Origin of the sequence: Nonomuraea solani (genome assembly GCF_900108335.1) — a bacterium.
GTDB lineage: Bacteria > Actinomycetota > Actinomycetes > Streptosporangiales > Streptosporangiaceae > Nonomuraea > Nonomuraea solani.
Genome location: NZ_FNVT01000003.1, coordinates 463,836 through 485,884 on the forward strand (window position 1 = coordinate 463,836; position 22,049 = coordinate 485,884).

General features: G+C 70.9%; 22 protein-coding genes. 18 read left to right on the top strand and 4 right to left on the bottom strand.

Annotated elements, in window-relative coordinates:
• The 12 genes from C4V41_RS13250 to C4V41_RS13305 all read left to right on the top strand — a co-directional run bounded on the left by C4V41_RS13250 (position 1) and on the right by C4V41_RS13305 (position 11,778).
• Positions 1 to 1,368, top strand: a complete 1,368-nt coding sequence (locus C4V41_RS13250) for a glycoside hydrolase family 5 protein (RefSeq protein WP_103956118.1) — start codon at positions 1 to 3, stop codon at positions 1,366 to 1,368.
• 68 nt (positions 1,369 to 1,436) lie between these two features.
• A complete protein-coding gene (gene efeU, locus C4V41_RS13255) occupies positions 1,437 to 2,249 on the top strand; it encodes an iron uptake transporter permease EfeU (RefSeq protein WP_103956119.1) in 813 nt (270 codons plus the stop codon).
• Between the two features lie 11 nt (positions 2,250 to 2,260).
• Positions 2,261 to 3,391 carry an iron uptake system protein EfeO gene (gene efeO, locus C4V41_RS13260; protein WP_103956120.1) on the top strand — a complete coding sequence of 377 codons (1,131 nt, stop codon included), beginning with the start codon at positions 2,261 to 2,263 and terminating at the stop codon, positions 3,389 to 3,391.
• 9 nt (positions 3,392 to 3,400) lie between these two features.
• Entirely contained in the window at positions 3,401 to 4,663 is a 1,263-nt protein-coding gene (gene efeB / locus C4V41_RS13265) for an iron uptake transporter deferrochelatase/peroxidase subunit (RefSeq protein ID WP_103956121.1), read from the top strand.
• Positions 4,664 to 4,723: 60 nt separating this feature from the next.
• Positions 4,724 to 5,671, top strand: a complete 948-nt coding sequence (locus C4V41_RS13270) for an STM4015 family protein (RefSeq protein ID WP_103956122.1) — start codon at positions 4,724 to 4,726, stop codon at positions 5,669 to 5,671.
• A 1-nt stretch (position 5,672) separates the two neighbouring features.
• Positions 5,673 to 6,080: a hypothetical protein gene (locus C4V41_RS13275; RefSeq protein ID WP_200823943.1), complete on the top strand. Its 408-nt coding sequence runs from the start codon at positions 5,673 to 5,675 to the stop codon at positions 6,078 to 6,080.
• Entirely contained in the window at positions 6,077 to 7,153 is a 1,077-nt protein-coding gene (locus C4V41_RS13280) for an STM4014 family protein (RefSeq protein WP_327537039.1), read from the top strand. The genes C4V41_RS13275 and C4V41_RS13280 overlap by 4 nt, the downstream gene beginning before the upstream one ends.
• 10 nt (positions 7,154 to 7,163) lie before the next feature.
• Positions 7,164 to 7,955 (top strand): STM4013/SEN3800 family hydrolase, encoded by a 792-nt coding sequence (locus tag C4V41_RS13285; RefSeq protein WP_103956545.1) that lies wholly within the window; start codon positions 7,164 to 7,166, stop codon positions 7,953 to 7,955.
• Positions 7,942 to 9,207 carry an STM4012 family radical SAM protein gene (locus C4V41_RS13290; protein WP_103956123.1) on the top strand — a complete coding sequence of 422 codons (1,266 nt, stop codon included), beginning with the start codon at positions 7,942 to 7,944 and terminating at the stop codon, positions 9,205 to 9,207. Before C4V41_RS13285 ends, C4V41_RS13290 begins: the two co-directional genes overlap by 14 nt.
• Positions 9,201 to 10,022 carry an STM4011 family radical SAM protein gene (locus C4V41_RS13295; RefSeq protein WP_103956124.1) on the top strand — a complete coding sequence of 274 codons (822 nt, stop codon included), beginning with the start codon at positions 9,201 to 9,203 and terminating at the stop codon, positions 10,020 to 10,022. The genes C4V41_RS13290 and C4V41_RS13295 overlap by 7 nt, the downstream gene beginning before the upstream one ends.
• Positions 10,023 to 10,075: 53 nt before the next feature.
• Complete coding sequence (locus C4V41_RS13300; RefSeq protein WP_103956125.1) at positions 10,076 to 10,591, top strand: SigE family RNA polymerase sigma factor; 516 nt, start codon at positions 10,076 to 10,078, stop codon at positions 10,589 to 10,591.
• The gene (locus tag C4V41_RS13305) at positions 10,588 to 11,778 is read left to right on the top strand and encodes a hypothetical protein (RefSeq protein WP_103956126.1); all 1,191 of its coding nucleotides are present in this window, start codon (positions 10,588 to 10,590) and stop codon (positions 11,776 to 11,778) included. The genes C4V41_RS13300 and C4V41_RS13305 overlap by 4 nt, the downstream gene beginning before the upstream one ends.
• 2 nt (positions 11,779 to 11,780) lie before the next feature.
• On the opposite strand, the gene C4V41_RS13310 is transcribed toward C4V41_RS13305, so the two are convergent.
• The 3 genes from C4V41_RS13310 to C4V41_RS13320 all read right to left on the bottom strand — a co-directional run bounded on the left by C4V41_RS13310 (position 11,781) and on the right by C4V41_RS13320 (position 13,727).
• Positions 11,781 to 12,845, bottom strand: coding sequence for a DUF6745 domain-containing protein (locus C4V41_RS13310; protein ID WP_103956127.1), 1,065 nt, complete (start codon positions 12,843 to 12,845; stop codon positions 11,781 to 11,783).
• Entirely contained in the window at positions 12,845 to 13,141 is a 297-nt protein-coding gene (locus C4V41_RS13315; RefSeq protein WP_103956128.1) for a hypothetical protein, read from the bottom strand. The genes C4V41_RS13310 and C4V41_RS13315 overlap by 1 nt, the downstream gene beginning before the upstream one ends.
• Before the next feature lie 64 nt (positions 13,142 to 13,205).
• Positions 13,206 to 13,727 carry a CGNR zinc finger domain-containing protein gene (locus C4V41_RS13320; protein WP_103956129.1) on the bottom strand — a complete coding sequence of 174 codons (522 nt, stop codon included), beginning with the start codon at positions 13,725 to 13,727 and terminating at the stop codon, positions 13,206 to 13,208.
• A 28-nt stretch (positions 13,728 to 13,755) separates the two neighbouring features.
• On the opposite strand from C4V41_RS13320, the gene C4V41_RS13325 reads away from it, so the two are divergent.
• Complete coding sequence (locus C4V41_RS13325) at positions 13,756 to 14,640, top strand: arginase family protein (protein ID WP_103956130.1); 885 nt, start codon at positions 13,756 to 13,758, stop codon at positions 14,638 to 14,640.
• A 111-nt stretch (positions 14,641 to 14,751) separates the two neighbouring features.
• Here the strand turns inward: C4V41_RS13325 and C4V41_RS13330 are convergent, their stop codons facing one another.
• Positions 14,752 to 16,317 (bottom strand): DUF4434 domain-containing protein, encoded by a 1,566-nt coding sequence (locus C4V41_RS13330; protein ID WP_103956131.1) that lies wholly within the window; start codon positions 16,315 to 16,317, stop codon positions 14,752 to 14,754.
• Positions 16,318 to 16,427: 110 nt separating this feature from the next.
• Between C4V41_RS13330 and C4V41_RS13335 the strand changes: the two genes are divergently transcribed.
• The 5 genes from C4V41_RS13335 (at position 16,428) to C4V41_RS13355 (ending at position 22,045) form a co-directional block, all read left to right on the top strand.
• Positions 16,428 to 17,213: an SDR family NAD(P)-dependent oxidoreductase gene (locus C4V41_RS13335; RefSeq protein WP_103956546.1), complete on the top strand. Its 786-nt coding sequence runs from the start codon at positions 16,428 to 16,430 to the stop codon at positions 17,211 to 17,213.
• A gap of 87 nt (positions 17,214 to 17,300) precedes the next feature.
• Complete coding sequence (locus C4V41_RS13340; RefSeq protein WP_235030100.1) at positions 17,301 to 18,776, top strand: alpha/beta fold hydrolase; 1,476 nt, start codon at positions 17,301 to 17,303, stop codon at positions 18,774 to 18,776.
• Positions 18,777 to 18,913: 137 nt separating this feature from the next.
• The gene (locus C4V41_RS13345) at positions 18,914 to 20,005 is read left to right on the top strand and encodes an ABC transporter ATP-binding protein (RefSeq protein WP_146103641.1); all 1,092 of its coding nucleotides are present in this window, start codon (positions 18,914 to 18,916) and stop codon (positions 20,003 to 20,005) included.
• Positions 19,998 to 21,095: an ABC transporter ATP-binding protein gene (locus C4V41_RS13350; RefSeq protein WP_103956134.1), complete on the top strand. Its 1,098-nt coding sequence runs from the start codon at positions 19,998 to 20,000 to the stop codon at positions 21,093 to 21,095. Before C4V41_RS13345 ends, C4V41_RS13350 begins: the two co-directional genes overlap by 8 nt.
• A complete protein-coding gene (locus C4V41_RS13355; RefSeq protein ID WP_200823944.1) occupies positions 21,092 to 22,045 on the top strand; it encodes a carbohydrate ABC transporter permease in 954 nt (317 codons plus the stop codon). Before C4V41_RS13350 ends, C4V41_RS13355 begins: the two co-directional genes overlap by 4 nt.
• Positions 22,046 to 22,049: the final 4 nt, after the last annotated feature.

A 22,049-nucleotide genomic window follows, 5' to 3' on the forward strand; every position in this document is an offset into this window, starting at 1 on the left:
ATGCTGCACGTGTCCGGAACCCATCTCGTCACGGACGACCACGAGCCGGTACGACTGCGGGGGGTGGGTCTCGGGGGCTGGCTGAACATGGAGAACTTCATCACCGGCTACCCCGCCAACGAGAGCTCCATGCGGTACGCCGTGCGCGCCGTCATCGGTGACGAGCGCGCCGAGCTGTTCTTCGACCGGCTGCTGGCCTCGTTCTTCACCGAGCAGGACGCGGCCCTGCTGGCCGGGCTGGGCATGAACTGCGTACGCATCCCCGTCAACTACCACCACTGGGAGTCGGACGACCGGCCCCTGGAGATCGACCCGCGCGGCTTCCGCCACCTGGACCGGGTGATCGGCCTGCTGGGTGCGCACGGCATCTACAGCGTGATCGACCTGCACGCCCTGCCCGGCGCCCAGAACCAGCACTGGCACTCCGACAATCCCACGCACGTGGCCGCGTTCTGGCAGCACCGGCACTTCCAGGACCGGGCGGTGCGCCTGTGGGAGGTCATCGCGGACCACTACCGCGACCATCCGTGGGTGGCCGGGTACAACCCGGTCAACGAGCCGGCCGACCTGACGGGCAAGGTCATCGGCCCCTTCTACGACCGCCTGGTCAAGGCCGTCCGGGCGGCCGACCCGGGCCACGTCCTGTTCCTGGACGGCAACACCTACTCCACCGATTTCTCGATATTTCGGGAGGTGTATGAGAACACGGTCTTCGTCATGCACGACTATGCCCTGGCCGGGTTCGCCCACGGCGGCCCCTATCCCGGGTACACCCGCGGCGAATGGTGCGACAAGAACCAGCTGGAGGCCCAGTTCGCCACGCGGTCCCGCTTCCAGCGCGAGACGGGCACGCCGCTGTGGGTGGGCGAGTTCGGGCCCGTCTACACCGGCGACCCGGCCATGGACCGGCAGCGCTACCAGGTCCTGCGCGACCAGCTCGCGATCTACGACGCCCAGGACGTGGGCTGGTCGCTGTGGACGTACAAGGACGTGGGGTTGCAGGGGCTGGTGCACGCCGCGGGGCCGTACGTGGACCGGTTCGGCGCCTTCATCGCCAAGAAGCGGCGGCTCGGGGCCGATCGGTGGGGCTCGACCATGGAGGAGTCGGCCGACGTGCTCGCTCCTCTGCACGCGCTGGTGGAGACCGAGTTCCCGGACTGGCGGCCGTACCCGTGGGGTGCCCGCTACCAGGCCGACGACCTGATCAGGCACATCCTCATCGCCCAGGCGCTGCTGCCCGAGTACGCCGAGTTGTTCCGCGGGCTCGGCGACGAGGAGCTGCTCGCCCTGGCCGACTCGTTCCTCCTGGACCGATGCGTACACCGCCACCCCCTCCTCGACCTGCTGGCCGACAACCTCACCCGGTGAGGGCTTGCGTGCGGAACCTCCGGCTGTCCTAATTTAGGCAAGCCTTTCCTCATCGAGGAGGAGTGCCGGTGTCCGCCAGTTTCCTCATCGGCTTACGCGAGGGGCTTGAGGCGACGCTCGTCGTCTCGGTCCTCATCGCCTTCCTGGTCAAGAGCGACCGCAGGGACAAACTCCCCCATGTCTGGGCCGGGGTCGGCGCGGCCATCACGCTGTCGGTGGCGTTCGGGGCGCTGCTGACCTTCACCGCGGCGCGCCTCGACTTCACCTCGCAGGAGCTGTTCGAGGCGATCACGTCGCTGCTCGCCGTCGCGTTCGTCACCTGGATGATCTTCTGGATGCGCCGGACGGCCCGGGCCCTCTCCGGCGAGCTGCGGGACAGGCTCTCCGAGGCGCTCACGATGGGCTCGTTCGCCGTCGTCGTGATGGCGTTCCTGGCCGTGGCGCGCGAGGGGCTGGAGACGGTGCTGCTGTTCTTCGCCGCCGCGCGGGGCGCCGCCACGACCGCGGAGCCGCTGATCGGCATCTGCCTGGGGCTGCTCACGTCCGTGGTGATCGGCTGGGCCCTCTACCGCGGGGCTGTGCGGATCAACCTGTCCAGATTTTTCACCTGGACGGGGCTGCTGCTGATCCTGGTCGCCGCCGGGATCTTCAAGTACGCCGTGCACGACCTCCAGGAGGCCGGCGTGCTGCCGGGCCTGAACACGCACGCCTTCGACCTCAGCGCCGTGCTGCCGGCCGACTCCTGGTACGGCGCGCTGCTCACCGGGATGCTCAACATCACCCCGCAGCCCTCGGTCCTGGAGGTCGTGGCCTGGGCCGCCTACCTCGTACCGACGCTCGTCCTCTTCCTGCGCCCGCAACGGGTGACGACGCCCGCCTGAACAGGAGCATCATGCGTACCGCAATCCGCCTGTCCTCCGGTGTGCTCGCCCTGGCGGCGCTGACCGCCTGCGGCTCCGGGACCGCTCCCGCGCCCTCCGGGTCCGCCGCGCCCGGCAAGGTCGCCGTGGCCGCGTCCGACACCGAGTGCAAGGTCGCCGCGGCCGAGGTCGCCGCGGGCACCACCACGTTCGCGATCACGAACGGCGGCACCAAGGTCACCGAGTTCTACGTGTACGCCCCGGGCGACCGGGTCATGGCCGAGGTGGAGAACATCGTCCCCGGGCTGACCAGGGAGCTCATCGCCGAGTTGCCGGCGGGCGCGTACGAGACCGCGTGCAAACCCGGCATGGTGGGCAAGGGCCTCCGCAACGCGCTCAAGGTGACGGGCGAGCACAAGCCGCTCAACGCCGACGCCAAGCTGGCCGAGGCCACGAAGAGCTACCAGCGTTACGTGAAGTCCCAGAGCGACACGCTGCTGGTCAAGACGCAGGAGTTCGTGGACGCGGTCAAGGCGGGCGACATCGAGAAGGGCAAGGCGCTCTTCCCGGTGTCGCGGACGTACTGGGAGCGCATCGAGCCGGTCGCGGAGATCTTCGGCGACCTCGACCCGGCGATCGACGGCCGCGAGGCGGACCTGGCCGAGGGCGACGAGTGGACCGGTTTCCACAAGATCGAGAAGGATCTGTGGATCCACAAGGACATCAGCAAGAGCGGCCCCATGGCCGACAAGCTGATCACGGACGTCAAGACCATCGTGGCCAAGGCCAACGCCACCGAGCTGACCCCGCTCAACCTGGCCAACGGCGCCAAGGAGCTGCTCGACGAGGTCGCCACCGGGAAGATCACCGGCGAGGAGGACGTCTGGTCGCACACCGACCTGTGGGACTTCGACGCCAACCTCGACGGTTCCAAGGCGGCCGTGCAGGCGCTGCGGCCGGTGCTCGAAGAGCGGGCTCCCGATCTGGTCAAGACGCTGGACGAGAAGTTCGCCGCGGCCGAGGCGGCCCTCGCGGTGCACCAGAAGGGCGACGGCTGGCGGCTGCACAACGAGCTCTCCAAGGCCGAGCTGAAGACGCTGTCGGACGCCATCAACGCGCTGGGCGAGCCGATCAGCCGGATCGCTCCGATTGTCGCGAAATAGGGGGACGTCATGACGCCAAAGCCACCCGTCAGCAGGCGGAAGCTGCTCGGGTTCGGCGCGGCGGGAGCAGCCGCGCTGGGCGCGGGGGCGGTGGCCGCGCGGTCGCTGCTGGACGAGCCGCCCGTGGCGCACGCCTCGTCGGCCTCCGACCCGTTCCCCTTCTACGGGCAGTATCAGGCGGGCATCGTCACGCCCGCGCAGGACCGGCTGCACTTCGTCTCCTTCGACGTCACCACGGACGAGCGAGCCGAGCTGGTGGAGCTGCTGCAGGACTGGACGGCCGCGGCGGCGCGGCTGACGCAGGGCAGGGAGGCGGGCTCGTACGGCGCGGTGGGCGGCGCTCCCGAGGCGGCGCCCGACGACACGGGCGAGGCGCTGGGGCTGCCCGCCTCCGGGCTGACGCTGACGGTCGGGTTCGGGGGCTCGCTGTTCGACGGGCGGTTCGGGCTGGCGGGGCGGCGCCCGGCCGCTCTCGCCGATCTGCCGAAATTTCCGGGAGAGCTGCTGAATCCCGAAATTTCGGGAGGTGACGTCTGTGTCCAGGCGTGCGCCCACGACCCGCAGGTCGCCGTGCACGCCATCCGCAACCTCGCCAGGATCGGTTTCGGCAAGGTCTCCGTACGCTGGTCGCAACTCGGCTTCGGCCGCACCTCCTCGACCTCGCGGGCCCAGGCCACCCCGCGCAACCTCATGGGCTTCAAGGACGGCACCAACAACCTCAAACTGGAGGACTCCGCGCTGCTGCGCGACCACCTCTGGGCGGCGGCGCAGGACGGCAGCCCTTGGATGGCGGGCGGCAGCTACCTGGTCACCAGGAAGATCCGCATGACGGTCGAGACCTGGGACCGTACGTCGCTGGCCGAGCAGGAGCAGATCTTCGGCAGGAACAAGGGCGAGGGCGCGCCGCTGGGCAAGAAGGCGGAGTTCGACACGCCGGACTTCACCGCGAAGGGCCCGGACGGGGAGTTGCACATCAAGAGCGACGCCCACGTACGGCTGGCGCACCCGAGCGCCCACGGCGAGGCGCGGCTGCTGCGGCGCGGCTACAACTTCGTGGACGGCTCCGACGGGCTCGGCCGGCTGGACGCGGGGCTGTTCTTCATCGCCTACCAGCGCGACCCGCGCAAGCAGTTCGTGCCGGTACAGATGAGCCTGGCCAAGAGCGATCCGCTGAACGAGTACATCAAGCACGTCTCCAGCGGGCTGTTCGCGTGCCCGCCGGGGGTGCGGGACGCGAGTGACTATTGGGGGCGCACACTGTTCGAAGGGTGATTTGTCGGGTGGATCTGGTAGGACAGGAGCCGCCGAATCCCCCCGACTCTAGGACCATCCGTGACCGAGCGACCGAGCCACTGGGACGAGTACACCGAGAGCTACGCCGGGCTGCCCGTGGCCTTCTCGCCCCTCCCCGAAGAGAGTTCACCGCCGGACGTCGCCGCCTGGCGCATCCATGGCAGCGACTGGGAGCACAACGACTCCCCCAAACGGATCTCCGAAAGTTTCGACTGGTTCTTCGAGCACGTCGACACCGGGAAGGTCACGGCCATCGTGATCGGCGGGTGGGAGGACTCCGGCGACAAGGACAGCGGGGAGATCGTCGCCCGGCTGGCCGACAACGCCGACCGGCTGCCCGGGCTGCGGTCCCTGTTCTTGGGCGCGATGACCCCGGAGGAGAACGAGATCTCCTGGATCCAGCAGTCCGACGTCACGCCGCTGCTGAAGGCGTACCCGAGGCTGGAGCGCCTGGAGGTGCGCGGCGGCAACGGGCTGGGGTTCGAGCCGGTGCGGCACGAGTCGCTGCGGACGCTCAGGTTCGAGAGCGGCGGCCTGCCCGCGCGGGTCGTGCGCGGCGTCGGCGACAGCGATCTGCCCGCGCTGGAGCACCTGGAGATCTGGTTCGGCGACGAGAACTACGGCGGCGACTCCAGGGTGACCGACTGCGCGGCCGTCCTGACCGGCGAGCGGCTGCCCGCTCTGCGCTACCTGGGCCTGCAGAACTGCCCGTTCGCGGACGACCTCGCCGCCGCGCTGGCCGCCGCGCCGGTCGTGGCCCGGCTTGAGGAGCTCAACCTGTCGATGAGCGCGTTCGGCGACGCGGGCGCGGAGGCGCTGCTGTCCGGCCAGCCCCTCACCCACCTGCGCCGGCTCGACCTCGACCATCACTTCGTGGGCGAGGAGATGATGGCCCGCCTGGTGGCGGCGCTGCCCGGCGTCGAGGTCCTGCTCACCGACCGGCAGTCGTCGCACGGCGACTGGCTGTACGTCGCCGTGGGCGAGTGACATGGCGCTGGAGCACCTGGAGTTGTGGCTGGGCGTGGAGAGCTACGGCGGCGACCACACGGTCGCCGACCTCGACGGCATCCTGTCGGGTGCGCGGCTGCCCGCGCTGAGACGGCTCGGCCTGCGCAACAGCGAGCAGCAGGACGAGGTCGCCGCCGCCGTGGCCGCCGCGCCGGTCGTCGCCCGCCTGGAGGCGCTCAGCCTGGGCATGGGCACGCTCTCCGACCGGGGCGCGGAGGCCCTGCTCAGCGGCCAGCCGCTGACCCACCTGAGCGCGCTCGACCTCGGCCATCACTTCCTCAGTGACGCGATGGCGGCCCGTCTCCGGAGTGCGCTGCCCGGGGTGGCCGTCGATGTGAGCGACCAGCAGGCGGACGACGACTGGCTTTACACGGCGGTGAGCGAGTGACGGTGCGCTTCACCGCCGTCGGGACGCCGGAGGAGATGCGTTTCGCCGTTGTCGGGACGCCTGAGGATCGGCGGGTCACGCTGTTCCGCGACGCGGTGGTCGCGCGGGGGCTCGCGGAACCGCACGTCATCCCGTGGCGGGACGTGCTGGCCGGGCGGGAGTTCGGCGCGCCGGAGGGGTCGCTGCTGCGGATCGACTCCCCCGGCGAGGACGCCAGGGCCGACGCGCTGCTGCGCGGGCCTGGCGATCCGGCGCGGGCGGGCGGCGGCGCGGCCTGGTATCGGGCCTTCATGGCCGGGCTGGAGCGGGTCACCGCGCTTCCGGGCGTGCGGCCGCTGAGCGATATGGGCGAGATCGGGGTGATGTTCGACAAGCGGCGCTGTCACGCGGTGCTGGCGGCGGCCGGGGTGCCGGTGCCGGCCGCGTTCGAGGCCCGGTCGTACGACGAGTTGCGGGACGGCATGACGGCGCGCGGCTGGGCCAGGGTGTTCGTGAAGCCGGCCCACGGGTCGTCGGCGTCCGGGGTGATCGCCTTCCAGGCCCACGCCGGCCGCCTCAAGGCCGTCACGTCGGCCACGTGGGTCGACGGGGTGCTGTGCAACTCGCTGCGGGTCCGTACGGTGACGGACGAGGCGGAGGCGCGGCGGCTGGTCGACTTCCTGGCGGCCGACGGGCTGCACGTCGAGCAGTGGTTTCCCAAGGCGTCCACCGGCGGGCGGGCGTTCGACCTGCGGGTGGTGACCGTGGCCGGGCGGCCGACGCACGCGGTGGTGCGCACGAGCCGCGTCCCCATGACGAACCTGCACCTCGGCGGCACGCGGGGCGACCTGGAGACGGTACGCGGGCGGCCCGGGCTGTGGGAGCGGGTGCTGGAGGTGTGCGCGCGGGCGGCCGGCTGTTTTCCGCGCAGTCTGAGCACCGGGGTCGATGTGATGGTCGGGGCGGACTGGCGGTCGGTGGCCGTGGCGGAGGTCAACGCGTTCGGGGATCTGCTACCGGGATTAGGGGATTTTTCGGGACATGGGCGGGACACGTACGCCGAACAGGTCGAGGCGGTCGTCGGTGGGCGCTGACCGGCTGGACATGAACACGATCATCGGCACCCACGATCTTCTCCTCGTCACGCTCGACACGCTGCGCTACGACGTGGCGGCCGAGCTGGCGGCGGCCGGGCTGCTGCCGAACCTGCTCCCGGCGGGCGCGCGCTGGGAGCGCCGGCACAGTCCGGGCAGCTTCACCTACGCCTCGCACGCCGCCATGTTCGCCGGTTTCCTGCCCACGCCGGTGACCCCCGGGCCGCATCCCCGGCTGTTCGCGGCCACGTTCCCGGGTAGCGAGAGCACGGCGGACGGCACCTGGGTGTTCGACGCGCCCGACCTGCCGGCGGGGCTCGCGCGGGCCGGGTATCACACGGTTTGCGTCGGCGGGGTCGGGTTCTTCAACAAGCTGACCCCGCTCGGGTCCGCGCTGCCGGGCCTGTTCGCCGAGAGCCACTGGGAGCCGGAGTTCGGCGTGACGAACCCCGCCTCGCTGGAGCACCAGATCGACCGCGCCGCCGAGGTGCTGCGGGACGTACGCGAACCGGTCTTCCTGTTCGTCAACGTGTCGGCTCTGCACCAGCCGAACCACCACTATCTGCCGGGGGCGGCGGGCGACTCCGTGGAGAGCCACGCGGCCGCCCTGCGGTACGTCGACCGCCACATCGGCCGCCTGTACGCCCTCATGACCCGCCGCCGTCCCTGCCTGGCGATCGTCTGTTCCGACCACGGCACGGCGTACGGCGAGGACGGGCACATCGGCCACCGGATCGGCCACGAGGTCGTCTGGACGGTTCCCTACACCCATTTCGTCCTGGAGCACCATGCGGCCGTATGAGGGTTATGTCTACGCCTATCCGCACAAGACCGCGTACCGGCCGCTGGACCCGCGCCCGCACCTGAAGGAGGTCTGGGCCGGGGAGCGCCCGGGCGCACTGTACGCGCACATCCCGTTCTGCGAGATGCGCTGCGGCTTCTGCAACCTGTTCACCCGCACCGGCGCCCCGGAGGACCTGGTCACGGCCTACCTGGACGCCCTGGAACGCCAGGCCGAGCAGGTACGCGACGCGCTGGAGAAGCCGGCCTTCACCACGGCGGCGTTCGGCGGGGGCACGCCGACCTACCTCAGCGCCCGCGAGCTGACCCGGCTGTTCGACCTGACCGAGCGGACCATGGGCGTCGACCTGGCCCGGATCCCGCTCTCGGTGGAGACCTCCCCCGCCACCGCCACGCCCGACCGTCTGGCCGTACTCGCCGAGCGCGGAACGTTCCGGATCTCGATCGGCGTGCAGAGCTTCGTGGCCGCCGAGGCCCGCGCGGCCGTGCGCCCGCAGAAGCGCGCCGAGGTGGACGCCGCCCTGAACGCCATCAGGGCCTCCGGCGTGCCGGTGCTCAACATCGACCTGATCTACGGGATCGACGGGCAGACGCCGGAGTCGTGGCTGTACTCGCTGGACACGGCGCTCGGGTGGCGGCCCGAGGAGCTGTTCCTCTACCCGCTCTACGTCCGGCCGCTGACCGGGCTCGGCAAGCAGGGCCGGGCGTGGGACGACCAGCGGCTGGAGCTGTACCGGTCGGGGCGCGACCACCTGCTGGCGGCCGGGTACGAACAGGTGTCGATGCGGATGTTCCGGTTACCGGGGACGGGCGCGGCCACGGACTACTGCTGCCAGACCGACGGCATGGTGGGGCTGGGATGCGGAGCGCGGTCGTACACGAGCGAGCTGCACTACTCCTTCGAGTACGCCGTCGGCGCGCGGCACGTGCGCTCGATCATCGACGACTACGTGGCCGGCACCGACTTCGGCACGGCCAACGTGGGCTTCGCGCTCTCACCGGACGAGCGCAGGCGGCGGCACCTCGTCCAGTCGTTGCTCCAGGCGGAGGGCATGTCGCGGCGACTCTACACCGACCGGTTCGGCACCGACGTGCTGGCCGACTTCCCGCTGGACGACCTCGCTTCATGGCTGGTCATTTCGGATGAGACGGTGCGGCTGACCCCCGAGGGGCTGGCGTACTCCGACGCGATCGGTCCCGCCCTGTTCTCGCCCGGGGTGCGGGGGCTCATGGACGGGTACGCGGCGTGCTGACCATCCTCTATCGCGGGCCTTTGTCCAGTTGCGACTACGACTGCGCCTACTGCCCGTTCGCCAAGCGCCGCGACAGCCCGGAGCGGTTGCGCGCCGACCGGGCCGCGCTCGAACGGTTCACCGGGTGGGTGCGCGAGCGGGACTTCGAGGTGTCGGTGCTGTTCACGCCGTGGGGTGAGGGGCTGGTCAGGTCGTGGTACCGCCGCGCGCTCGTGGAGCTCTCGTGGCTGCCGAACGTGGCCAAGGTCGCGATCCAGACCAATCTGAGCTGCCGTACGGACTGGCTCGCCGAGGCGTCGGACCGGGCGGCGCTGTGGGTGACGTACCACCCGACACAGGTGCCGTACGAGCGGTTCCTGGCCAAGGTCGGGTCTCTCCCGGTACGGCACAGTGTGGGCATCGTGGGCGACCCCGCGCACCTGCCGCACGCCAGACGGCTCAGGGAGGATCTGCCGCCTGAGACGTACCTGTGGGTCAACGCCGAGGAGGGCCGCCTCTACACCGACGCCGAGGCGGCCGACTGGGCGGCCATCGATCCGCACTTCCACCACAGCCGCTTCCCGCACCCCAGCCTGGGCCTGCCCTGCCGCACCGGGGACACGGTGATCTCGGTGAACGGCGACGGCATGGTGCGCCGCTGCCACTTCGTGCCGGAGGTGCTGGGCAACCTGTACGACGGCTCCTACCGCCCGGCCCTGCGCCCCCGGGCCTGTCCGGCCACGGCCTGCGACTGCCACATCGGGTATGTCCACCTTGAGCCGCTCGGCCTCTACGACCTCTTCGCCGGTGGCGTGCTCGAACGCATTCCTTTCTAGCAACGAACCTTTTGGCTCCTCGCCGGCGTCGGTAACGGGCGAGAGGAGTCATCTTGGACCGCAATGACAGCTTCCGCGCGTTCGTCGCCGGGCATCAGCAGTCGCTGATGCGCACGGCGTACCTGCTCACGGGAGACGCGCACCAGGCCGAGGACCTGCTGCAGAGTGTGCTGCTGAAGGTCCTCGGACGCTGGTCCAGGCTGTCGCGCGTGGAGCACCCCGAGGCGTACGCACGCAAGGCCCTGCTGAACCAGCACATCTCCTGGCGACGGCGCCGGGTCAAGACCGAGCTCCCCAGCGCGGCGCCGCCCGAGCGGCCCTACTCGACCGAGGACTCCACCGTCGCACGGCTCGTCATGCGCCAGGCGCTCATGCGGCTCCCGCCGAGGCAGCGGGCGGTGATCGTGCTGCGCTACTACGAGGACCGCACCGAACGGGAGACGGCCGAGCTGCTCAACTGCTCGGTCGGAACGGTCAAGAGCCAGGCCCACTACGCGCTGGCCCGTTTACGCGAACTGGCGCCCGAACTGGCCCCGAAGCTCGCCGACTTGAGGGAGGCACACGGATGACCTGGCTGCGGGACGTGCTCGTGGACCTGGCCGACGACTCGCCGGAGGTGGACCTGGCCGAGCGCACGATCATGACGTACGACCGGCGGCGGCGTACCGCGATCTCACTGGTCGCGGCCGCGACGGTGGTGGTCACCGGGCTCGGCGCGACGATCGCCGTGCGGATGCTGCCCGGCCCCCAGGAGGTGCCCCCGGCGAGCGAGCTGCCCGCGAACGGGATGGGGTCGCTGAGTCACGCGTACAAGACCTTCTGCCGGCCGAAGAACAAGGCGCCGAAGGGCTGCCGGGACGGGTATTGGCGGGTGGTGACGCGCGGCGGCAAGTCGTACTACGTCACCGACGCGCTGCCCAGCCTCAGCCCCGGGCGCAACGGCCTGCGGGACAGTCCGCTGGCGATCAGCAGGGACGGCGGCAAGATCGCCTACTACAGCGCCAAGGAGAGCACCTTCCAGGTCCGCGACCTGGCCACGGGCGCGACGACGACGGCCGCGAGCAAGGTGCCGGAGAGCCGGTTGGGCAGCATCTCGCGGCTGATGTTGTCGGACGACGGCCGGTTCGTGGCCTTCAGCAAGGTCCCGGACTTCAAGGATCCCGCGCTGCTCTTCGACATGCGTGACGGGGTCGTGCGCGAGCTGCCGAACCGCTGGGTCCCCGTCGGCCTGTCGCCGGACGGGGCCACCATCACGCTCGCGCAGTATTCGCCCAACTCGCAACTGCGCACGATCTCGAACCTGTGGCCGGCCACCTCGGCGGGCGACTCCACGTCGGTCATCCTGCCGAAGGCCTACCACTTCAGCCCGCTCGCCCCCGACGGGAAGACCGTCGCGGTGATCGAGGACCGCGGCACCGCCGAGAAGCCGTGCCGGATCGGCAACCTCGCGCTCATGGACACGCTCACCGGCAAACCGCGCAAGAGAACCGTCATCAGCGGCCTGTCCCCGGACGTCTCCCAGGTCTCGCTGCGCACCTGGCTCAGTGCGGACGAGGTGATGGCACTGACGACGTCGGTCCGGTGCAGGCCGGCCTCCGAGGTGCCGATCGACGAGCCCGCAGTGGTCGACCCGCCGCCGATCACCATGACCTCGTACGCGCTGAACGTCAGGACCGGCAGGGCCAGGAAACTCACCACGTACAAGGCGCTGGACTTCTTCGGCATCGTCCTGCCAGGCCCCCCGGGAGCCCTCTGACCTCAGGTCTCTCGCTGCGGGTGGTAGTCCTCCTCCCCGACCCCGAACGTCCACGCCACCCCTTGCCTGGCCCGCTCGACCCACGGCGGCACCCGCAGGAAGTAGGTGCGGCTGGTGCCGTCGGGCTCGGGGGTGGAGTTGACCACCTCCACCATGGCCAGCGGCTCGTCACCGGGCAGCTCGATCCGCCACAGGACCCCGGTCTCGTCGGAGTGCACCGGCTGCGCGCCCGACTCGGCCAGGTAGCGTTCGAGCCCGAAGTGTTCGAGCATGACACGACGCAGCTCGGCGTTGCTCTCGGCCCGGATGCGCTCCGGCGTGACCTCACCCAGCTCGGCCCCGAACCCGGCGGGAACGGGCATGCCGTGCCAGGCGTGCAAAGCGAACCCGTCGGCGTAGAGCAGCGCGGGCCCGTCGGCGCGGTGTAGGCGGCCCAGGTCGTCGAGGTGCACCTCGACGGGCCGCTCCGTGACGATGGCCAGCCGCTCGTACGGCCACCACCAGCCCGCGCACTCGGCGACCCGCTTGAGCCCGTCGAGGCCGTCGAACGCCGACAACCAGGGTGCGTCGTGCTGCCCGAGCACCGCATCCAACGTCACCCGCCGCAACGCCTCCCCATCGGAGACCTGCGGCGAAAGCCCACCGAAAACCGCCATCCCCGCCCCTCCGGGGACCCCCTCCCGGGGTCCGTCGCCGGTGGGGTCTGTCGCGCCGAGGGTGGCGATGGCACGGCGGATGTCGCCGACCAGCCGATCGACCCGGGGCCACAACCGCCCACCGGTCTCCCCCCAGTGCACCGCCCAGCCGCTCGCCCCCAGCTCGGCGTACGCCTCCGCCCTGGCCCGCTCCCACGGCCTGGTCCGCACCGCATCGCGCACGGACGCCCCGGCGTCGGCCTCGGTCAGCCGCGCGGCGGCGAGCGCGCCGGCGGCGGGCGAGGCCAGCACGACCAGCCGCTCGGGCTCCGCCAGCCCGGCCTCCCGGTACGCCTGCCGCACCGCCGCCCCAAGATCCCCATCACCCCGGCCGGCGGCGAACGCGACCTGCTCCCACGTCAACGTCGGCATCAGTCGGCCACCACCCGATAGGACCCCGGCACGTATTCACGCTGCCGAACCACCCGATACCACCCCTTCGGCAGGGAGATCGCGTCATGCTCCTCATGCACGAGCCGCCCGCCTTCGGGCAGGTGCAGAAACCCGCCGGCCAGGGTGCCGGGACCGGGAATGGCATGGCAGTGCCCGGTGGCCTCACCATGCGCCAGCACGAGCCGCCCACGGGCGTCACGCGGCTCGGACCGCAGGCCCTTGGGCGCGACCTCCTCCGGCACGGGCAGAATCAGGATGTCGCCCTGTCGGTACATCGACCAACCTCCATCGTCGGGGGGATGATCGCAAGCTACCGACCCCGACCGACAATTCCCGCCGTCACCGGTGGCGGGCGCGGGAGGCGGCCGCGTGGGCGCGGTTGGCGCAGCGGGTCGAGCAGAACTGGCGCTTGCCCGGCCGGCTGCGGTCGATGAAGGCGTCCTGGCAGGGCCGCGCCGCGCACAGGCGCAACCGGGTCCAGTCCCCCGCGCCCGCCACGTCCAGGAGTTCGGCCACCGAGCGCACCGCCAGCCGCTCGGCCAGCCCGGCGTTCTCCGGGGTGACGAGCCGCAACCGGGGCACACCGGAGGAGTCCGCCACCGTGACGCGTACCGGCAGGCCGGCCACCCAGTGGGCCAGCGCACCCGTACGTTCGCCCGCCGGGCACGCCAGCACCGCCCGCAGCCGCTCCCGGACCTCCCGTACCGCCTCCAGATCGCCCACCGGACCCGGTACGCCCAGTTCGTCGCAGAACCGGCTCAGCGCCTCGGTGTCCGGCAACCGTTCGGGATCGTCCAGGTATTCGTCCCACGTGTTGGCCAGATCGATGGCCACCAGGCCCGTCTCCGCGTACTGGCGCATTCGCCCTCCTCCTGTTAACGTCACGACTATGAACACAATAACCCCTGACACAAGATTCACGGTCCTCGACGCCCCCTCCAATCTCGGCCTGCGGCCGCCCGCGCCCGACGTCGTCCCCGGCTGCTACAAGGCCCCCTGGGCGCTCAGGGACACCGGCCTGCTCGAACGTATCGGCGCCACCGACGCCGGCGCCGTCGTCCCGCCCCGCTACGTCGCCACCTGGAAGCCCGGCGACGGCGTGCGCAACGGCCCCGCGATCGCCGCCTACGCCCGTACGCTCTCCGAGCGCGTGGCCGCCATCAGGCGGGACGGCGGGTTCCCGATCCTGCTGGGCGGCGACTGCTCGATCCTGCTCGGCCCCGCGCTGGCGCTGCGCAAGGCGGGGCGATACGGGCTGGCGTACCTGGACGCGCACGCCGACTTCCGGCACCTCGGCAACTCCCCGCACGTCGGCTCGGCGGCCGGGGAGGACCTGGCGCTGGTCACCGGGCGGGGTGACGAGTACCTGGTGGACATCGACGGGCTGCGGCCGTACGTCAGGGACGAGGACGTGATCGTGCTCGGGGTCAGGGACGAGGAGGATCTACGGGACATCGCGGACAGCGGGCTGGCGTACGTCCCCGGCGCCGACCCCTCGCTCGACCTCGCCAGGGAGGTGCTGGTACGGGACGAGCTCGATGGATTCTGGATCCACGTGGACGCCGACGTCCTCGACCCCTCCGTCCTGCCCGCCGTCGACTCCCCCACCCCGGGCGGGCTCGACGCGGCCCGGCTCACCGAACTGCTGCGCGGCCTCCTGCGGCTGCCGGGGGCCGCCGGGCTGGAGGTGACGATCCTCGACCCGGACCTGGACGAGGACGGCAGCCAGGCCGCCCTGCTGGCCGACATCCTGGTCGCCGCCCTGACGACCTGACCCACGTTCACCGCCGTACTTCAGCGGAGTCCTTTCGATGCGAGGGGGCAAAGGATGAGGTCCGCAGGCAGGGGCAGGGCGTCACAGATAGGCCGCCCGGAAAGGGCTCGGCTAGCGGATTGTGTAGGGGCTCGTACTGGAGTGGCCGGTCGCGTTCGTGGCCGTGATGGAGGTCCAGGAGCCCGACGGCACGTACGGAGCCCAGGCCGATTCGAGCCGCCCGCGCGAATACCCTTCCTGCGCCACCACCACCTCCCCCACCCCTTCAGGCGCGAACCGCAGCGTGCCGCCCCGCAGGTTGTGGCCCTCGACGAGGACCCCGGCCCGCCCGTTCAGCTCCTTCCGGTACGCGCCCACGATGATCGGCTGCTCCCACCCGGCCGCGATGTCGTCGGCCAGCGAGGGCGTGTCGTAACGGGCCTGGCAGGTGAAGAACGGATCCCACCCATAGGAGATGACCTTCGCGGCAAAGGGACCGGCGGCCATGACCTGCTGGTCGAGCCGGCTCTTCGTGGTCCGCCCGCGCAGCGGCAGCGGCTCCACCCGCCCGCACTCCCCGGGAGCGGGGGTGGGCTCGAAGCCCTCGACGTTCACCCACAGCTCCACCCCGTCCGGCACCCGCCGGGCCGCCGCCTCGACATAGTCCCGCGTGGACCCGTAGTAGCCCTGCGCGTTGCTCACGTCCCCCACGACCGGCACCAGCCGGGGCGCCACCTTGGCGTCGGCCTCGTGCACCCCGTACACCGGCACCTTCCCCGTCCCCCGGCCGTCCTGGACGGCGACGGCCATGGGCAGACCGGCCCGCGTCCCCGCGATGTCGGCCAGCCCCTCCTCCACCTGCGACGGCGGGAACCCGCGCCCGCGCCGGGCGTCGATGTACGGGCTGACCACGATCTTCTTGCCCGGCAGCACGGAGGCGACCACGGCGTGCTGGGCCGCGTACAGCCGCACGATCGGATCCTGCTCGGACCGCGCCCGCACGGCCAGCTCGAACGACTGGTAGACCCCGCCGAACGAGGCCAGCCCCTTGAACCGCTCCCGATAGTCGGCCAGCACCCGCGCCGTGAAGGCGTTCAGCGCGGCGGTGTGCGCGTGGTCGGGCTCCCACGGCTTGCCCGCGAGCTGCGGCGCCGCGGGCAGCCCGGGAAAGACCGTCATCCCGTACGCCGCCGCCTCGGTCATCAGGTTGCCCAGTCCGTCGCCGTCGGTGGCGACGATCACGAGGTCGTGCACGGGAGCGTCGCAGGTCTCGGCCAGCGACACCCGGTAGAAGATCCGCCCCTCGCCGACGATCCGCCGGTCGAGCCCGGGGCAGCGCAGCATGGACGGCCCGAACTCCTCACTGCTCACGTATGTGTAGACCTGCCGGATCTCCGTACGAGGCACCTCGGCGCAGTTCCGCCCGTCGACGAGGCAGGCGTCGAAGCCGGGATCCAGCCCGGCGGCGAACCGCGGCCCGAAGGTGATCAGCGTGTCGCCGCCGATGGCGTGCACCGCCTCGGCCATGCGCCGCGTGACGCACCGGTCGGCGCGCGGGATGACCCAGTAGCCGGTCACCGCGTAGGGCGCCACGACCCGGGTGTCCCGTGCGGAGCATTCCTCCACCTCGGCGCCGTCCGGAATGACCATGCCCACCACGAAGGCGACCGCCACGACCAGCCACAGGATCCGGTGCACTCACTCCCCTTCCACGCCGATCCCCACCCTACGCACCGAACACGGGCCGCGACCCCGGTGTGAGCGGCCGTGATGAGGTCACGCAGAATGGCGGCAGGGGGTGGGAGATCGTGCGTATCGACCTCATCGGCAAGACGGCGCTGGTGACGGGCTCGACCCAGGGCATCGGGGCGGCCATCGCCACCGGGCTCGCGCGGGCCGGCGCCCGGGTGGGCGTCAACGGCCGATCCGAGGACAAGGTCGCGGCGGCCATCGAGCAGATGGGCGGAGACCTCGACCTGGTCGCGGCCCCCGGCGACGTCTCGACCGAGGACGGCTGCGACCAGGTGAGACGCGAGCTCCCGCACGTCGACATCCTCGTCAACAACCTGGGGATCTTCGGAGCGACCCCGGCACTGGAGATCACCGACGCCGAGTGGCGGCGCTACTTCGAGGTCAACGTGCTGGCCGCGGTCCGGCTGACCCGCGCCTACCTGCCCGCCATGAGGGAGCGCGGCTGGGGCCGGATCCAGTACATCGCCAGCGACTCCGCCATCGTCGTCCCCGCCGAGATGATCCACTACGGCATGACGAAGACCGCGCTGCTGGCCGTCTCCAGGGGCTTCGCCAAGGAGGCCGCGGGCAGCGGCGTCACGGTCAACTCGGTGATCGCGGGGCCGACGCACACCGGCGGCGTGGAGGAGTTCGTCTACCAGCTCGTGGACAAGGACCTGCCGTGGGAGGAGGCGCAGCGCGCGTTCATGCGGCTGCACCGCCCGCAGTCGCTGCTCCAGCGCCTGATCGAGCCTGAGGAGATCGCGAACATGGTGGTCTACCTCAGCTCACCCCTCGCCTCGGCCACGACGGGCGGCGCGGTACGGGTGGACGGCGGCTACGTGGACTCGATCCTCCCCTAAAAGAGACTCACCCCCTCCCACCAATGGGGGATCTCACGAAGGGCGCCCGCCGACAGCCTTGAGGGCATGATCTTAAGGACAGCGCTCATGAGCGCCCTCACCTTCGGCACCCTGGCCGCCCCCGAGCCGCCCGCCATCACCTGGAGCGAGTGCCCGGTCTACTCCGACGCCGTCCTGCGCTCGCTCGGCGTCGACGACCAGGACCTGCCCCAGGCCAGACGCCTGTTCGACCGCCTGGAGTGCGGCACCGTCGCCGTCCCCCAGGACTACGCCGACCCGGACGGCAAGCAGATCACCGTGGCCCTGACCAGGCTGAAGGCCAAGGGACGCCGTCTGGGCAGCGTGGCCGTCAACCCGGGCGGCCCGGGCGGCAGCGGCCGGCTGATGCCGGTCGAGCTGGCCATGAGCGGCCTCGACCTGAACGACCACTACGACCTCATCGGCTTCGACCCGCGCGGAGTCGGCGCCAGCACGAAGGCCGCCTGCCAGGTGGACCGGCAAGAGTCGCCGCCGCCCGGCCCGATCACCAGGGCGCGGGCCAGGAAGATCTACGACCAGACCGTCAAGAACAACCGGACGTGCGACTCGGCCTTCATCGGCCGGCTCACCACCGCGAACGTCGCCCGCGACCTCGACCGCGTCCGCGCCGCACTGGGCGAGCGCAAGATCGGCTTCCTCGGCGTTTCGTGGGGCACCTGGCTGGGCGCGGTCTACCGCAGCATGTTCCCCGGCAGTGTGCACCGCATGTGGCTGGACAGCGTGGCCCTGCCGGTGCCCAGGATGGACGTCTTCGCCGGCGTACGCGCGAAGGCCACCGACCGCGGCTTCCAGCGGATGGCCGCCTGGATCGCCGAACGGCACGGCACGTACGGGTTCGGCACATCGAAGGCCGGCGTGGTGTCGGCGCTGACCCGGCTGCGCGAGAAGTACGACGCCCACCCCATCACCTTCACCGACGTCGACGTCACCATCGACGGCCGGATGATCGCCGAGGCCGCGGCCCAGCCGAGCATGGCCTGGCCGGACGTGGCCCAGGTCCTGAAGGAGCTGGTGGACGCCACGGGCCCGGAGGCGCCGCCCGCGCTCAAGCGCGTCATGGGCGGCGAGCGCCCGCCGATCCCGCCGGACGCCCCGGAGCGCCAGAACATCACGGCGCACGTCGCGCTGTTCTGCAACGAGGACCTCGGGCCGCGCACGTTCGAGTCGGCCTGGAACGCCTACACCAGGCGTCTCAAGAGCTACCCGGTGACCGGCCGCGCCAGCCAGTTCTTCCCGCCGTGCGCCGGCTGGCCGCACCCCGTACAGGCTCCCCGGCTGCGGCACGGCGGCGGCTCGCTGGTGCTGTCGGGGCACCTGCGCGAGAACCTGTCCCCGTACGAATGGACCCTGGAAACCCGCGAGGCGACCGGCGGCCACGTGGTCACGATCGACGACGACGTCCACGGCTCCGCGCCCAGGACCCCGGGCTGCCAGGCCAAGATCGTCACCTACTTCGAATCGGGCCGCCTCCCGGAAACGTGCCCGGCGGCGCCGGCACCTGCGAATGAACAAACGAGGCGATAGGGATAACCGTTCGCCACATTCCCGGTCTCGAAATGTGATGGAATCACGCGTCACATCCGTCACATCCGCAACAAGCGATCTTTGCAGACCCTTGCAGATCATGTTAGAAGAGAGGGAAGCAGAGAGGACCGGGCACAGTGACGCTGAAATTCGATGGCGTCTCCGTACGGCAGCGCGGGGAGACCTGGCTCGACGACATTCGCCTGGAATTATCTAATGGAATGACCACGCTCGTCGGCCCCCTGATGGCGGGGAAGACGACATTGATGCGCGTGGCCGCCGGTTTACTGACGCCCGATTCGGGCCGCGTGGTGATCGACGGAAAAGACGTCACCGGAATTTCGGTGCGTAAACGATCTGTCGCCTTCGTCTACCAGCAATTCATCAATTATCCGTCGCTCACCATCTACGAGAACATCGCCTCCCCGCTCAGGCTCGACCCGAGGTTCCGGGGCGGGGCCATCGACCGGCGGGTACGCGAGGTGGCCGAGCTCATGGGCATCGCCGAGCTGCTGCCCCGCAGGCCCGCCGAGCTGTCGGGCGGCCAGCAGCAGCGTACGGCCATCGCCCGCGCCCTGGCCCGCCCGGTGGACGTGCTGCTGCTCGACGAGCCGCTGGCGAACCTGGACTTCAAGCTGCGCGAGCAGTTGCGCGCCGACCTGAAGACCATGTTCACCGGCTCGGAGGGCGTGGTCCTCTACTCCACCGCCGACCCGAACGAGGCCCTGACCTTCGCCGCGCCGGCGGTGATCCTGGGCGAGGGCAGGGTGCAGCACACCGGGGACGTCGCGGAGATGTACGCCCATCCGCCCACGCTGGCGGTGGCGGCCACGCTCAGCGACCCCCCGCTCAACCTGCTGCCCGGCGTGGTGCGCGAGGGCCGGATCGAGTGCCTCGGCACCTCGTTCCCCGCGCCCCGCGCGCACGCCGAGGGCCGCAACGTCGTGCTCGGCGTCCGCCCTCACCAGGTGACGATCGGCCGGAACGGGGCGGGCGCGCTGGAGCTACCCGCCGAGATCAGGCTCGCGGAGGTGACGGGCAGCGCGACCTTCCTGCACCTCCTCCTCCAGGGCAACCGCCACCTGGTCGCCCACCTGCCGGGCACCCAGCTCTTCACGCCGGGCGAGTCCACGGTCGCGTACGTGGACCCGGCCCATCTGTTCGTCTTCGACGACGACGGGGGCCGGCTGCTCGGCACCAGCGCGGCGGAGGTGGATCTGCATGGCTGACATCCGGCTGGAGGGCGTGGGCCACAGCTACGACGGCGGCAAGACATGGGCGCTCAAGCCGACGACGTGGACGTGGCGCGGCTCCAGGGCGTACGCGCTGCTGGGCCCGAGCGGCTGCGGCAAGACGACCCTGCTGAACATCATCTCCGGCCTGATCACCCCGACCGTCGGCCGGATCTTCTTCGACGACCGCGAGGTCACCGGCGTGCCCACGGCGGGCCGCAACATCGCGCAGGTCTTCCAGTTCCCGGTCCTGTACGAGGAGATGTCGGTCTACGACAACCTGGCCTTCCCGCTCCGCAACAGAAAGGTCCCGAAGCAGGAGATCGACCAGCGGGTCCGCCAGGTGTCGCGGCTGCTCGGTCTCGACCACGTGCTGCGCCGCAGGTCACGCCGCCTGGACGCGGGCCGGCAGCAGATCGTCAGCCTGGGCCGCGGCCTCGTACGCTCCCAGGTGGCCGCCGTCCTGCTGGACGAGCCGCTCACCGTGGTGGACCCGGCGATGAAGTGGACGCTGCGCAGCAAGCTCAAGGAGATCCACCGCGACACCGGCCACACGCTGGTCTACGTCACCCACGACCAGACGGAGGCGCTGACGTTCGCCGACGAGGTGGTGGTGCTCAAGGACGGGGCGATCGTGCAGGCCGGCGAGCCGGCGGAGCTGTTCCTGTCGCCTGCGCACGAGTTCGTCGGGCACTTCATCGGCTCGCCCGGCATGAACATGCTGCCCGCCGAGATCGCCGGCGACGTCGTCCGGGTCGGCCAGGCCGACGTGGGCCGCACGGCAGGGGAGGTGCTGCCGCCGGGACCGGTCCGGATCGGGGTCCGGCCCGAGTTCGTGCGGATCACCGCCCCCGGAAATTCGCCCGGGCTGGCCGCCCAGGTGACCGGGATCGACCGGATGGGCGCGTACGACCTGGTCCACACCCTGGTCGGCGAGCATCCGGTGATCGTCAAGACCGACGCCGGCTCGGCCTACGAGCCGGACGCGGTCGAGTTCCTGCACTTCCCGGCCGACCGCACGTTCCTGTTCAGGGACGAGGTCAGGTGCGGCTCCCTCGCACCCCTGAACGGAAGGGGCCAGGCGTGACCGACCAGACCACCGTGGCGGGCAGCCAGGTGAGCGGCGAGGTCGTCACTCCCCCGCCGGCCGAGGCGCCCGAGGAGACGCGGGCCGAGCCGAAGCGGAAGAACAACCGGGCCTGGTGGCTGGTGCTGCCGGTGGTCGTGTCGGTGGCCTTCACCGCCGTGATCCCGCTCATGACCGTCGTCAACTACTCCGTCCAGGACGTCTTCAGCCCGACGGACCGCGTCTTCGTCGGCCTGGAGTGGTTCCAGTCGATCACCCGCGACCCGGAGGTGCGCTCGGCGCTGCTGCGCACGCTGCTGTTCTCGGCGCAGGTGCTGCTGCTGGAGATCCCGCTGGGCGTGCTGCTGGCGGTGTCGATGCCGCGCAGGGGCCTGTGGGTGTCGGTGTCGCTCGTGCTGGTCGCGCTGCCGCTGCTCATTCCCTGGAACGTGGTGGGCACGATCTGGCAGATCTTCGCCCGCGGCGACATCGGGCTGGGCGGCTGGACGATCAACAACGTGCTGGGCGTCAACTTCAACTACACGCTGGACTCTACCGACGCCTGGCTGACGGTGCTGGCCATGGACGTGTGGCACTGGACGCCGCTGGTGGCGCTGCTGGCGTACGCGGGGCTGCGCTCGATCCCCGAGCCGTACTTCCAGGCGGCGCAGATCGACGGCGCCTCGGGGTGGGCCACGTTCCGGCACATCCAGTTGCCACGATTGCGCGGGGTGCTGACGATCGCGATCCTGCTCCGGTTCATGGACAGCTTCATGATCTACACCGAGCCGTTCGTGGTCACCGGCGGCGGGCCGGGCAACGCCACCTCGTTCCTCAGCATCCTGCTGTCGAAGATCGCGGTCGGCCAGTTCGACCTGGGGCCCGCGGGGGCGTTCTCGCTGCTCTACTTCCTGATCGTGCAGATCCTCTGTTACGTCTTCTTCACCGTGCTGACCAGGTCGGGGAGGTGATCCG

Bases quoted from the DNA above. Each gene is read 5' to 3' on its own strand.
- C4V41_RS13250 (WP_103956118.1), top strand. From the start codon at position 1: ATGCTGCACGTGTCCGGAACCCATCTCGTCACGGACGACCACGAGCCG.
- efeO (WP_103956120.1), top strand. From the start codon at position 2,261: ATGCGTACCGCAATCCGCCTGTCCTCCGGTGTGCTCGCCCTGGCGGCG.
- efeB (WP_103956121.1), top strand. From the start codon at position 3,401: ATGACGCCAAAGCCACCCGTCAGCAGGCGGAAGCTGCTCGGGTTCGGC.
- C4V41_RS13275 (WP_200823943.1), top strand. From the start codon at position 5,673: ATGGCGCTGGAGCACCTGGAGTTGTGGCTGGGCGTGGAGAGCTACGGC.
- C4V41_RS13285 (WP_103956545.1), top strand. From the start codon at position 7,164: ATGAACACGATCATCGGCACCCACGATCTTCTCCTCGTCACGCTCGAC.
- C4V41_RS13290 (WP_103956123.1), top strand. From the start codon at position 7,942: ATGCGGCCGTATGAGGGTTATGTCTACGCCTATCCGCACAAGACCGCG.
- C4V41_RS13305 (WP_103956126.1), top strand. From the start codon at position 10,588: ATGACCTGGCTGCGGGACGTGCTCGTGGACCTGGCCGACGACTCGCCG.
- C4V41_RS13310 (WP_103956127.1), bottom strand. From the start codon at position 12,845: ATGCCGACGTTGACGTGGGAGCAGGTCGCGTTCGCCGCCGGCCGGGGT.
- C4V41_RS13315 (WP_103956128.1), bottom strand. From the start codon at position 13,141: ATGTACCGACAGGGCGACATCCTGATTCTGCCCGTGCCGGAGGAGGTC.
- C4V41_RS13320 (WP_103956129.1), bottom strand. From the start codon at position 13,727: ATGCGCCAGTACGCGGAGACGGGCCTGGTGGCCATCGATCTGGCCAAC.
- C4V41_RS13325 (WP_103956130.1), top strand. From the start codon at position 13,756: ATGAACACAATAACCCCTGACACAAGATTCACGGTCCTCGACGCCCCC.
- C4V41_RS13340 (WP_235030100.1), top strand. From the start codon at position 17,301: ATGAGCGCCCTCACCTTCGGCACCCTGGCCGCCCCCGAGCCGCCCGCC.
- C4V41_RS13350 (WP_103956134.1), top strand. From the start codon at position 19,998: ATGGCTGACATCCGGCTGGAGGGCGTGGGCCACAGCTACGACGGCGGC.